This is a genomic window from Pseudonocardia pini, from assembly GCF_013870575.1.
Classification (GTDB): domain Bacteria; phylum Actinomycetota; class Actinomycetes; order Mycobacteriales; family Pseudonocardiaceae; genus Pseudonocardia; species Pseudonocardia pini.
Genome location: NZ_JACBXB010000096.1, coordinates 1 through 11,360, shown reverse-complemented (window position 1 = coordinate 11,360; position 11,360 = coordinate 1). Strand labels below are relative to the sequence as shown.

The 11,360-nt window shown below is 72.2% G+C and carries 13 protein-coding genes; 6 read left to right on the top strand and 7 right to left on the bottom strand.

The window, feature by feature from the left end:
• On the bottom strand, positions 1 to 615 hold a 615-nt coding region (locus H5J29_RS08735; RefSeq protein ID WP_181780413.1), incomplete at its 3' end, for a TetR/AcrR family transcriptional regulator.
• A gap of 77 nt (positions 616 to 692) precedes the next feature.
• Here H5J29_RS08735 and H5J29_RS08730 point away from each other — a divergent pair.
• Both H5J29_RS08730 and H5J29_RS08725 read left to right on the top strand, forming a co-directional pair.
• Positions 693 to 1,625: an ATP-binding cassette domain-containing protein gene (locus H5J29_RS08730; protein ID WP_181780412.1), complete on the top strand. Its 933-nt coding sequence runs from the start codon at positions 693 to 695 to the stop codon at positions 1,623 to 1,625.
• A complete protein-coding gene (locus H5J29_RS08725; protein WP_181780411.1) occupies positions 1,622 to 2,407 on the top strand; it encodes an ABC transporter permease in 786 nt (261 codons plus the stop codon). The genes H5J29_RS08730 and H5J29_RS08725 overlap by 4 nt, the downstream gene beginning before the upstream one ends.
• 27 nt (positions 2,408 to 2,434) lie before the next feature.
• On the opposite strand, the gene H5J29_RS08720 is transcribed toward H5J29_RS08725, so the two are convergent.
• The 4 genes from H5J29_RS08720 to H5J29_RS08710 all read right to left on the bottom strand — a co-directional run bounded on the left by H5J29_RS08720 (position 2,435) and on the right by H5J29_RS08710 (position 5,504).
• Positions 2,435 to 3,121, bottom strand: a complete 687-nt coding sequence (locus H5J29_RS08720) for a class I SAM-dependent methyltransferase (protein WP_181780410.1) — start codon at positions 3,119 to 3,121, stop codon at positions 2,435 to 2,437.
• A gap of 88 nt (positions 3,122 to 3,209) precedes the next feature.
• A complete protein-coding gene (locus tag H5J29_RS08715; protein ID WP_181780409.1) occupies positions 3,210 to 4,016 on the bottom strand; it encodes an SCO6745 family protein in 807 nt (268 codons plus the stop codon).
• Between the two features lie 331 nt (positions 4,017 to 4,347).
• Positions 4,348 to 4,467, bottom strand: a complete 120-nt coding sequence (locus tag H5J29_RS36710) for an Rv1443c family protein (protein ID WP_512700111.1) — start codon at positions 4,465 to 4,467, stop codon at positions 4,348 to 4,350.
• 14 nt (positions 4,468 to 4,481) lie between these two features.
• Positions 4,482 to 5,504, bottom strand: coding sequence for an LLM class flavin-dependent oxidoreductase (locus tag H5J29_RS08710; protein WP_181780408.1), 1,023 nt, complete (start codon positions 5,502 to 5,504; stop codon positions 4,482 to 4,484).
• Between the two features lie 80 nt (positions 5,505 to 5,584).
• Between H5J29_RS08710 and H5J29_RS08705 the strand changes: the two genes are divergently transcribed.
• The gene (locus H5J29_RS08705; RefSeq protein ID WP_181780407.1) at positions 5,585 to 6,433 is read left to right on the top strand and encodes a DUF222 domain-containing protein; all 849 of its coding nucleotides are present in this window, start codon (positions 5,585 to 5,587) and stop codon (positions 6,431 to 6,433) included.
• Positions 6,434 to 7,194: 761 nt separating this feature from the next.
• Positions 7,195 to 7,821, top strand: coding sequence for an NYN domain-containing protein (locus H5J29_RS08700; protein ID WP_312858120.1), 627 nt, complete (start codon positions 7,195 to 7,197; stop codon positions 7,819 to 7,821).
• Positions 7,822 to 8,173: 352 nt separating this feature from the next.
• Here the strand turns inward: H5J29_RS08700 and H5J29_RS08695 are convergent, their stop codons facing one another.
• Positions 8,174 to 8,716 carry a GIY-YIG nuclease family protein gene (locus H5J29_RS08695; RefSeq protein ID WP_181780405.1) on the bottom strand — a complete coding sequence of 181 codons (543 nt, stop codon included), beginning with the start codon at positions 8,714 to 8,716 and terminating at the stop codon, positions 8,174 to 8,176.
• Between the two features lie 175 nt (positions 8,717 to 8,891).
• The gene (gene sodN, locus H5J29_RS08690) at positions 8,892 to 9,299 is read right to left on the bottom strand and encodes a superoxide dismutase, Ni (RefSeq protein ID WP_181780404.1); all 408 of its coding nucleotides are present in this window, start codon (positions 9,297 to 9,299) and stop codon (positions 8,892 to 8,894) included.
• An 82-nt stretch (positions 9,300 to 9,381) separates the two neighbouring features.
• Between sodN and H5J29_RS08685 the strand changes: the two genes are divergently transcribed.
• Together H5J29_RS08685 and H5J29_RS08680 are read left to right on the top strand one after the other, a co-directional pair.
• A complete protein-coding gene (locus H5J29_RS08685) occupies positions 9,382 to 9,690 on the top strand; it encodes a S26 family signal peptidase (RefSeq protein ID WP_181780403.1) in 309 nt (102 codons plus the stop codon).
• Between the two features lie 168 nt (positions 9,691 to 9,858).
• Entirely contained in the window at positions 9,859 to 11,052 is a 1,194-nt protein-coding gene (locus H5J29_RS08680) for an NAD(P)-dependent malic enzyme (protein ID WP_181780402.1), read from the top strand.
• Positions 11,053 to 11,360 lie beyond the last annotated feature (308 nt).

Genomic DNA, 11,360 nt, shown 5'->3' with positions numbered 1-11,360 from the left:
GCCGTCGGCCGCCGACGGTGCCGCGAACGCGGCGGCCAGGTGCGGGTGCCTGCCCTCCGCGACCACCGCGCCGAGGAACTCGACCTGCCTCGCCTGCCACTCCTGCGTGGTCTGACCTGCGGAGACCTCCAGGCGGACGAGCATCGCGACCGTCCCGTTGAGCATGGCCACGGCTTCCATCTTCGCGCCGGTGGGGGCGTCCACCTCCGCCAGGATCGACAGGGCGTACTCCAGGTAGGCCACGCCGTGGGGGGTGAGGGGCGTGCGCCCGTCCAGGAGGTCGACCAGCCAGGGATGGCGGCGGTAGACCTCACGGAGGTCGCGGGCGAGGGCGTCGAGATCGGGCCGCCAGTCGCCGGTGGGCGGGCGGGACAGGTCGAGCTCGCCGGTGGCCGCGTCGAGCATGAGCTCCAGCAGCTCGTCGCGGTTCTCGACGTACCGGTAGAGCGACGTCGCGCCCGCGCCGATCGCCGCGGCGACCTTCCGCATCGACACCGCGTCGAGACCGCCGGCGTCGGCCAGCGCGATGGCGGCCGCGGTGATCTCGTCCCGCCCGTGTTCGGGGGTGGGCCCGCGACCGCTCCGCTCCCGCCGGAGCCAGATGCTGCCCGGCACGGACTCTCCTCTCTGCGTGCAGTGTGCGCAGTCTAGTACGCTGACTACTGCGCACAGTGTTCACAGAAGGAGTGGCGATGACACACGATCCCGTCGTCTCGGTCGAGGGCCTGGTCAAGGCCTACGGTTCGGTCCATGCCCTCGACGGTCTCGATCTCGAGATCGCGGCCGGCACGGTCTGTGCCGTCCTCGGCCCCAACGGGGCGGGCAAGACCACCGCGATCCGGGTCCTCTCGACCCTCGTGACGCCGGACGCGGGCCGGGCCCGCGTGCTCGGCCACGACGTCGTCGAGCAGCCCGGCGAGGTGCGGCGGTCGATCGGTCTCGCGGGGCAGCACGCCGCGGTCGACGACGACCTGACCGGTCGCGAGAACCTGCAGATCCTCGGTCGGATGCTCCATCTCGGCCGGCGCGGCGCCCGGGCGCGGGCGACGGAGCTGCTCGACCGGTTCGACCTGGCCGAGGCGGCGGACCGCCTGGTGAAGACCTGGTCGGGGGGCATGCGCAGGCGGCTGGACCTGGTGGCCAGCTTCGTCGTCGTCCGCCCGGTCCTGCTGCTCGACGAGCCGACGACCGGACTCGACCCGCGCAGCCGGACCGAGATCTGGGCGACGGTCCGCGAGCTCGTCGCCGGGGGCACCACCGTGCTGCTGACGACCCAGTACCTGGAGGAGGCCGATCATCTCGCCGACCAGGTCGTGATCGTCGATCGCGGAAGGTCGGTCGCGACCGGGTCGCCCGCGGACCTCAAGGCGACGGTCGGCGTGCGGATCGACGTCGAGGTGGAGGACGTCGCCGCGGCGGCCCGGGCGCTCGGAGCGCTGGCGGGCTCCGAACCGGAGGTGGATCCCGATCGGAGGCGGGTCAGCGCGGCGACGCTCGACGGCGCGCTCACACTGCCTGCCGTCGTCCGCCACCTGGACGCGGCGGGAGTGGTGGTGCGGGACGTGGCGCTCCGCCGTCCCACCCTCGACGAGGTCTTCCTGCAGCTCACGGGGGCAGCGGCATGAGCACCCTCCCGCTCACCGACGGCGCCGCCGCCGCCACCCGCATCCTCACGAAACTCCGCCACGACCCGGCCGGGATCGCGCTGACCCTCGGTGCGCCCGTGGTCCTGGTGCTGGTCTTCGGGTTCGTCTTCGGCCCGGCCATCGCGGTCCCCGGCTCGGGCGACTACCGCGAGTACCTCGTGCCCGGGCTGTTCGTCGTCATCGCGTTCAACCCGATCCCGTCGATGGTGAGCATGGCGCGAGACGCCGGTCGCGGCTCCGTCGACCGCTTCCGGTCGCTGCCGATCAGCCGCGCGGCGATCCCGTTCGGGCAGGCGGCCGCCACCGCCGTCTACGGGGTGCTGTGCCTGCTCCTGATGGCGCTCTGCGGCCTCGCCGTCGGATGGCGGATCCACACCGGGATCGGGCCCGCGCTGGGCGCGCTCGGCATCCTGGTCGCCGTCCAGTTCGCCGCCACGTGGATCGGCATGTACCTCGGCCTCGTCATCGGTCGGGAGGACACGGCGTCGCAGCTCGCGGTGCTCGTCTTCCCGTTCGCGATGCTGTCCAACATCTTCGTCCCGACGGCGGGGATGCCCGCCTGGCTGCGGACGCTCGCCGACTGGAACCCGTTCAGCACCTTCAGCGCGGCGGTCCGCACTCTGCTCGGCAACCCCACCGCCCCGACCAACGGCGCCCTGCCCCTGGAGTACCCGGTCCTCGGCTCACTGGCCTGGGCGGCGGTCCTGCTGCTGGTGTTCGTCCCGCTCTGCACGGTGCGCTACGCGCGGACGGAGCGCTGAGTCCGCTGGGGAGCTCGGGCCTGCCCGCTACGGCCGAGGATCGCCGGCGGCGTCCTGGCCGCGCACCCGTCCGACCAGGACGCCCTGCGGGATCGGGGCCGCGGTGTGTCGGGGCTCGGGCACCCGGACGAAGCGGGCGACCAAGTCGAACCCGGCCGTGTCGAGCGTCGCGGCGAGGGTGTCGGGGTCGAGCCGGTGGAAGTCCAGCGCCACCGCGTGTCCGTAGGCCTCGTCGACGTGGCGGGTGTCGTCGCCGACCTGGAAGCCGAGCAGCAGGTAGCCGCCGGGCCGCAGCACCCGTCGGAACTCGGCGACGACGGCGGGGCGGTCGCCTGCCGGGACGTGGATCAGCGAGTACCAGGAGACCAGCGCGGCCAGGCTCGCGTCCGCGAGGTCGAGCGCGTGCATCGCGCCGACCCGGAAGGCGATCTGCGGGAACGTGCGACGGGCGAAGTCGACCATCGCCGCGGACAGGTCGATCCCGCTGACGTCCAGGCCGTGCGTCGCGAGGAAGGCGGCGGTCCCGCCGTGGCCGCTGCCCACCTCGAGCGTGACCGGGTCGGCGTGCTCGCGCCGCACCGTCTCGGCGAACCCGGCGAGCAGTGCCCGGTCGAGCGGAGCGTCGTCGAGGGCGGCGCGGTAGGGCGCTGCGCAGCTCTCGGCGATGGCGTCGTACCCGTGTCTCGTGGCGGCCAGGTAGGCGGGCTCGGTCACAGCCCCGGAGCGTACGACCTGGGTCGGCTCCGTCCGGCGCCCGCGGGTAGGGCACCTCTCGACGGTGGGAGTCGGTCGGACGGCCCGGCTACCGCGAGCCTGCGGCCACCAGCCTCGCGGTGAGGGGCTCGAGCTCGGCGACCAGCTCGGCGAGCTCGGCGGCGGAGAGGGCCGCGTACGGCGGGGCGGCGAGCTCGTCGGTGAGGGCCTCGATGCGCTGCTTGGTCTCCCGGCCGGCGTCGGTGAAGCGGCCGTCGGCGTCGACGAGCCCGCGCTCGCGCAGTCCGGCCATGACCTCGGCCAGCCGCTCCTTCGGCAGGTGGTGGATGCGGCCGAAGGACTCCGGCGGGTGGATGCCGTAGTCGATCGCGGAGAGCACGTGGGCCTCCGTGCCGCCGATCCGCGCTCCGACGAGCGCCGCGACGTGCCCGTCCCCGCGGTGCTCGCGCAGCATGGTCGCGGAGTGCCACAGCCGGGTGACCGGGTCGCTGGGCACCGGGAGGCTGCGCCACCCGGCGTAGAGCACGCGACCGTTCGTGGGCGCGCTCGTCGCGGCCCTGGTGGTCAGGTCGGCGGCACGCGCCAGGCCGGGGGAGTCGGCGAGCTCCGCGCCGAGGGTCCGTCGCACGGAGGCCGCACTGCCCCGTCGCCACGCGTCGAACGAGACCTCGGGCGGGACGGTCTCCCAGGCGCTCGGGATGTGTCGGGCCGCCTCGCCCTCGGCGAAGCTGTAGAAGGCCGCGTGCACGACCTGCGCAGGCACCCGTCCCAGCGGGAAGGCGCGGCTCGCGAAGTAGCCGTCCCAGTAGGTGCGGTGGCCGAGCGCCGCCAGCTCCTCGTGGGCCTCGTCGGCGAAGTAGGTCACCAGACAGATCGGCTCGAGGAGCTCGACCATGCGACGGGCGATGTGTGCGGTGGGCATGCCGGTTCGACCCGGTGAGCGCCTCGGACTCATCGGCGTCCGCGTGGCGACGAAGTGAGCATCACCCGATGTGCAGCTGCGCACGGTCCTGGCCGCGGGCCCGATCAGGTGCGCGCTGCTCCGCACCGCCGCCGACGCCGCAAGGGCCTCCGTGCTGTCAGCGTCCACCTGCTCGGATCCGGTGCACTGTTCCCAGGAGCCCGCCTCTGGACACGGGACAAGCGGGCGCGGGCCGCATGTCGAGACACCGGAGTCGCCTCCGTGGAGGGGGCGTGGCTCGCCACACAGCCCGACCGGCGGTCGGTCAGGGCGTGCCGAACCACTGTGCGAGGCGGCGGTGGCGGTGGGTGAAGACGGCTCCCACCACCGCCTGGACCACCGGGCCCGCCGGGAGGCGGGGGACCAGGGTGGTGCTCGACCGCACGACGGACCGCGGGCTCAGCGCCAACCCAGCTCCGGGGCCAGGTACTTGATCACGCTCTCGACCACGTGGGCGTTGTAGTCGACGCCCAGCTGGTTGGGAACCGTGAGGAGCAGCGTGTCCGCGGCGGCGATCGCCTCGTCCTCAGCCAGCTCCGCGATCAGCTTGTCCGGCTCGCCCGCGTAGGTCTTGCCGAAGCGGGCGGTGCCGCCGTCGATGAAGCCCACCTGGTCGGTGCTGCCGCGCTGCTGCCAGAACAGCTGCTTGTCCAGGTCGCTGACGATCGGGAAGATGCTGCGGCTCACCGACACCCGGGGCTCGCGCTCGTGTCCGGCGGCCGTCCACGCGTCCCGGTACCGCTGGATCTGCTCGGCCTGGAGCTGGTGGAACGGCACGCCGGTGTCCTCGGTGAGCAGGGTCGAGCTCATCAGGTTCATGCCCTGCTCGGCCGTCCACTCCGCCGTCGCGCGGGATCCCGCGCCCCACCAGATCCGGTCCCGCAGGCCCGGGGCGTGCGGCTCGACGCGCAGCAGGCCGGGCGGGTTGGGGAACATCGGGCGGGGGTTGGGCTTCGCGAAGCCCTCGCCGGAGAGCGCCTCCAGGAACTTCGCCGTGTGCTCGCGCGCCAGCTCCGCCCCGGCGGGGTCGTCCGAATAGGGCTGGTACCCGAAGTACCGGAACCCGTCGATGACCTGCTCGGGGCTGCCCCGGCTGATGCCGAGCTGCAGCCTGCCGCCGGAGATCAGGTCCGCGGCGCCCGCGTCCTCGGCCATGTAGAGCGGGTTCTCGTAGCGCATGTCGATGACGCCGGTGCCCAGCTCGATCCGGCTGGTCTTGGCGCCGGCCGCGGCGAGCAGCGGGAACGGCGAGGCGAGCTGCTGCGCGAAGTGGTGGACGCGGAAGTACGCACCGTCCGCGCCCACCTCCTCGGCGGCCACCGCGAGCTCGATCGACTGCAGCAGGGTGTCCGCGGCCGACCGCACCGCCGAGTGCGGCGAGTCCGACCAGTGTCCGAAGGACAGGAATCCGATCTTCTTCACGGTTGAACGAACAACCATCGGAGCGTGGGCATTCCGGGGGGTCCAGGGTCGGCCGGGATGCGGCCGGTGCTCGTGGACCCATGTCCGCCACCGCCCTCGCGCCACCGGTCGAGACCGCCGGCGTCGAGCCGGCCCGGGTCGAGGAGCTCGTCGCGCTGCGCAACCGCATCGACGCGGAGATCGCGGAGTCCGTCCGTGCCTTCGCTCGCCGTGAGGTGGAGGCGCGGCTGGGGCAGATCGCCGCCGAGCAGGACACGGTGCAGCAGGTCGACCGGCGGCTCGCCGCCCACGACCTGCCCTCCCTCGGACCGAGGCGGATCGCGGACCTGGCCCGGACGATCGTCGTGGAGGTCGCGCCGGAGAAGTTCGCCGAACGCGCTCGTGCCGCCCGCCGCGACCGGCACGTCACGATCGGTCCCGCCGGGGACGGGATGGCGGTGCTCCGGGCATATCTGCCCGCCGAGCAGGGGATCGCCTGCTACGCCGCGCTCCGCAAGGCGGTCACCGAGCACTGGGTCTCCCCCGAGCCGGTCACCCGCACCCGCGGCCAGGTCATGGCCGACACCCTGGTCGAGCGCCTCACCGGTGCCGCCGTCGCCGCGCCGGTGGTCGGCGTGGAGGTGCAGGTCCTGGTCCCGATCGAGGCCCTGGTGAGCGCGGACGGCCCGCTCCCGGTGGAGCTGCCCGGCTTCGGCCCGGTCCCCGCCGAGCTGCTCGTCGGGCCCGGCCGCACCGCCTGGCGTCGGCTGATCACCGAGGACGGGGTCGTGATCGGCGCCGACTCCCGAAGACGGACGTTCACCGGCGTACTCGCCGACGTGGTCCGGTCGCGGGACCGCGGCCGCTGGACGGACGGCGGGCGCACGACGCCGGCCAACGGGGCAGGGAAGTGCGCCTTCCACGATCTGGTGCGGGAGATACCGCTCTAATGGCCCGCGGAGCTGTACCAGGACGGCGGGGTCGAGGCGCTCCGCCGCACCCCGAGCGCCTCGCCGCCCTCGACCGCGATCTTCGGGAACGGTCGTCAGGCTGCCCACCAGGGCTGCTTCGACGACGTCGGCCACCGCCGCCTCGTCCGGGCTCGCCGGCGAGGAGCAGGTGGCCGACATCGCCGTCGTCACCGGCAGGGTGGGGAGGCCCGAGTGACCCGCTCGCCGGAGCCGTGCGCGCTGGCCGCCACGGGCGATGGCGAGGGTGACGAGCCCGATGCTTCGGCGTGGACCCCGACGAGCGGTTGGCCGCGGTCGCCCGCGCCCGGGGCTTCGCCGCCTCCTTCGCCGCGGTCTACCGGGCCGTGCGGAGACAGGGTCGGCAGCGGCCGGACGGTTCGCGGAGCCCGACGCCTCCGGGCCGTGAGAACTCCCGACAGTGGTCTCGCTACTCCGGCTTGGCTGGTCGATCAGACGAGGCGATCGCCTCCCGAGGGGCCCATGGGACCACACCGTGGCTGCGTAGATCGGGTCGTGGGCGTTGGGTCGGGTGCTGTCGAACACCGGTGAGCTGCCAGTGGGGCTGAATTCGCTGGTCAAGGCCTTGCGCCCGGCAGTACGCTCGACCAGCGGTGCTGATGCTGGTCGAGCGTACTGCCCATGACTTGACGTTGGCTGGCGAAGTTTGTAAGTTCTAGTCATTCCTCCCCGTCGTCCTCCGGGACTGGCGGGGAATTTTTATTTCCTGAGAGGTAGCTGCAGTGTCGGCGCTCCCCAGTGGTGCTGCCGGTCAGGGGAAGCCCGACCGGGTCGTGGTCTTCATGGACTACCAGAACCTGCACGGATGGGCTCGCCGCCAGTTTCATCCGATCAACGTGCATCCAGCGGAAGGTCACGTTGATCCACTTCGGCTGGCGCAGCTCCTCGTCTCCCGTCGCCGCCGTCCATCAGTGTTAGCCGGTGTGCGGATCTATCGCGGACGGCCCGCACCTGCTCATCAGGCCACTGCAGCCGCAGCCAATGACCGTCAGACGTCGGACTGGGAGCGGAGTGGCCTCGTCACAGTGATTCGCAGGTCTCTCCGTTACCCACGCGACTGGCCTGCGACCCCAGCCTCCGAGAAGGGCATCGACGTGGCCCTGGCCATCGACCTGGTGGCGATGGGTATGTCAAACGGCTACGACGCGGCCATCTTGTTCTCTTCGGACACGGACCTTCTGCCAGCTGTGGAGACTGTCGTCGATCGCAAGCTTGGGCACATCGAGCTTGCAACATGGTCGGGGGCCCGGCGGCTTCGGTTTCCGAACTCGCAGCTTCCGTGGTGCCACTTCGTGGGCGAAGCGGAGTATCGGACCATCCAGGACCACACCGACTATACCCAGGTCTAGCGTCCATGACGGTCACGTAGGCTTACGTAAACGGCGTAGTTGCCCTCGCCGGGCGGGCAGATCTCCAGGATGGTGGCCCGTGCCATCCCGACGACCTCCCGGAGGGCTACCGCACGGAAGCCCGTGGGCGGAGCTGGCGTAGGTCGGCCGGCGGTGGCATCGAGGGCCGCCCACGGACGTCCGTGCGGTCGGCTTGCAGCAGGTCGACGGGATGGCACTCCGCGGGCAGGGGAGTGCTTCCGTACAGCAGCGAAGTACAGCAGCCGTGCTGTCTGTGCCCGACCTGAGCTAAAGCGTCAGCGGCTGGTCAGGGCCGTGATCTTTCCTCGCGGGTAGTTCGCATCGAGATGGCTCAGGGGCGAGGTCCGGCGCTCTCGCGATAGCGCCGGCGGGCTGCCTTGATGACCTGAACTGTCGGTCCTTCGGCCTGATCCACGTTCAGGGGCGGCCGCAAGAGCCGGATGATGTCGCCCTCCACGTCGCGCGGTGCTGGGTGGCCGCACCAGGAGACGCGGAGGTTGGCCCCCATCCACTCGGTGAGCCGGGCTTCGTCCTGTTCAATGAGCACGACCCGGTCGGTCCAGCAAGTCTGGTAGACCTGCTCGTCCAACAGGAGCCCTGCCAGCGTGCGGCGGAGCGTAGAGCTACCGCTGCGGCGTAGGTGGTTCGAAGCGAGTCGGGAGCGGAGCTTCGTCGCGAGCCCCACATAGAGCAGCCGAAGGTCCGACTCTGTGGGGTGCGCGGGGCCGATCAGCTCGGGCAAGACGAGCGGCGATGCCCACCAGGCGTAGAGGCCTGACGCCGCGGGCGCTTGCGTGCTCACCTCGGAGGTGCGGACCGGCTTCGCGAGCAGCTCGTCGACGACGGCGTCAAGCGCGGAGCGGGCCGATGTCATGCCCGCAGTGTGCACGACCTCGGCGGTGCGGAGGGAGGGCTCTCAAGATCGTTCTTGGGCCGTCTGTGGGCCGTCTGGGCCGTCGCCGGGCCGTCAGATACCACCTAACAACGAAAAGCGACGCTGACCCACGAGGAGCTATCCCCGCTGGTCAGCGCCGCTTTCAGCGCCCTGATCAGGCAGCCTGCTTGGTCTCCCAGAAGATCTTGTCGATCTGGGCGATGTAGTCCAGCAGCTCCTGGCCCGTGGCCGGGTCGTTCGAGCCCTTGGTGCCTGCAGCACCCGCGGCCTTGGTGGCCTTGTTGAACAGCTCGTGCAGCTCCGGGTACTTCTCGAAGTGCGGCGGCTTGAAGTAGTCGGTCCAGAGCACCCACAGGTGGTGCTTCACGAGGTCGGAGCGCTGCTCCTTGATCTCGATGGCCCGGGAGCGGAACGAGGCGTCCTCGTTGCCCTGGTACTTCTCCTGGATGGCCTTGACCGACTCGGCCTCGATGCGCGCCTGGGCCGGGTCGTACACGCCGCAGGGGAGGTCGCAGTGTGCGGTGGCCTCCAGCCGCGGGCGGAGAATGCGGGACAGCCGCATCTGGTCCTCCCTGGTGGTGATCGTTCTGGCAGGGCCGACCCTACTCCGGGCCCGGCTGCCCGAGCACGGCGAGAGGAGAGTGATGGACGCGTCAACGACCGGGTGGCGACGGGTCACGGTGCGAGGTCCGTCCATGTCCACCACCCTCGCCGACGGCGACGTGGTCCTGGTCCGGTTCGGCCGGCACCCCCGACCGGGTGACGTGGTGCTGGTCCGATGGTCGGCGCGGCCGGAGCAGCTCTCGGTGAAACGGGCGGTGCGCGCCGAGGGCGCACGGTGGTGGGTGGAGGGCGACAACCCCTTCGGCTCCACGGACTCCCGCACCCTGGGGCCCGCGGCGGTGGTGGCCGTCGTCACCCGCCGGTTGTGGCCCCGCCCACGCCGACTCTGAGGTACCGTCGTCGGCCAGTACCCGACTGCCGTACTCGGTGCCCGCCGCGACCCGCGGTCGGCTCGCGAGTGGCCGTCCGGCACCGGCCCGGCGAGACCCCGCCCGAAGGTGCACGACGCGTGGGAGCCCTGTGCTCCCGTCCCCGCACCCGAACCTTCGGAGTCCCCTGTGACCGTCTCCCCGGAGCGCACGCTGTCCACGACCGAGCCGCAGCCCACCCGAGCCGAGATCTTCGCGTCGCACGAGGGCGGCAAGCTCAGCATCGGCCTGTCCACCCCGCTGCGGGACGCCCGCGACCTGGCCATCGCTTACACCCCCGGGGTGGCGGAGGTCAGCCGCGCGATCGCCGCCGAGCCCGCGCTGGCCCGCCGCTACACCTGGACCGACCGGCTGGTCGCCGTGGTCAGCGACGGCACCGCCGTCCTCGGCCTGGGCGACATCGGCCCGCGTGCGTCGCTGCCCGTCATGGAGGGCAAGTCCGCGCTGTTCAAGACGTTCGGCGGGCTCGACTCGATCCCCCTGGTGCTGGACACCACGGACGTCGACGAGATCGTCGAGACCCTCGTGCGGCTGCGGCCGAGCTTCGGCGCGGTCAACCTGGAGGACGTCTCGGCGCCGCGCTGCTTCGAGCTGGAGCGCAAGCTCGTCGAGGCCCTGGACTGCCCGGTCATGCACGACGACCAGCACGGCACCGCGATCGTCCTGCTCGCCGCGGTGAAAGGGGCCTGCGCGGCCACCGCGCGCGACCTGCGCAGCCTCAAGGTCGTCATCTCCGGGGCCGGGGCGGCGGGCGTCGCCTGCGCGCGGATCCTGCTGGCGGCCGGGGCGTCCGACGTCGTCGTGCTGGACTCGCGGGGCATCATCTACCGCGCCCGGGGCGGGGAGAAGGGGGCGCTCGCGGCCGAGACGAACCCGCGCGGCGTCCGCGGCGGCATCGCCGAGGCGCTCCGGGGTGCGGACGTGTTCGTCGGCCTCTCCAGCGCCACCCTGCCGGAGGAGCTGCTGGCCACGATGGCCCCCGCGGGCTTCGTGTTCGCACTGTCCAACCCGGACCCGGAGGTGCACCCGGACGTCGCGGCCCGGCACGCCGCCGTCGTCGCCACCGGGCGCAGCGACTTCCCGAACCAGATCAACAACGTGCTCGCCTTCCCCGGCGTGTTCCGCGGCGCGCTCGACGTGGGCGCCCGCCGGATCACCGAGTCGATGAAGCTGGCCGCGGCGGAGGCGATCTTCTCGGTCGCCACGGACGACCTCGGCGTCGACCGGATCGTGCCGAGCCCCTTCGACCCGCGGGTCGCGCCCGAGGTCGCCGCGGCCGTCGCCGAGGCGGCCCGGCGCGATGGAGTGACCGACGGTCACTAGGCGCGAGGCTCTCACCTGGCGTTCTTCCGCCGGTTGGCCCAGTCGATCACGCAGCGTCGTGCGCGGAGACGTACCTCACTCGGGTTGATGTCGGCCATTCGAGCACGATGCCCGGATCGAGTGGAGCAGTCGCTCGTTGTGCTCCGTGACGGCACCCGGAGGGGCGGTGCCGACGACCGACGGAGGGCCGCCGCGTGAGCGGTTTCGGAGCACGCGACGAGGAGGCCGACGCGCAGGCAGGCCCCGGCCTGCCCGTCGACCGTCCCGAGGTGGAGTACGACCCGGTCCGCCGGGCGGACCTGCTGCGA

Coding starts and splice junctions, on each gene's coding strand:
- H5J29_RS08725 (WP_181780411.1), top strand. CDS start 1,622: ATGAGCACCCTCCCGCTCACCGACGGCGCCGCCGCCGCCACCCGCATC.
- H5J29_RS08685 (WP_181780403.1), top strand. CDS start 9,382: ATGGACGCGTCAACGACCGGGTGGCGACGGGTCACGGTGCGAGGTCCG.
- H5J29_RS08730 (WP_181780412.1), top strand. CDS start 693: ATGACACACGATCCCGTCGTCTCGGTCGAGGGCCTGGTCAAGGCCTAC.
- H5J29_RS08695 (WP_181780405.1), bottom strand. CDS start 8,716: ATGACATCGGCCCGCTCCGCGCTTGACGCCGTCGTCGACGAGCTGCTC.
- H5J29_RS08705 (WP_181780407.1), top strand. CDS start 5,585: ATGTCCGCCACCGCCCTCGCGCCACCGGTCGAGACCGCCGGCGTCGAG.
- sodN (WP_181780404.1), bottom strand. CDS start 9,299: ATGCGGCTGTCCCGCATTCTCCGCCCGCGGCTGGAGGCCACCGCACAC.
- H5J29_RS08715 (WP_181780409.1), bottom strand. CDS start 4,016: ATGGTCGAGCTCCTCGAGCCGATCTGTCTGGTGACCTACTTCGCCGAC.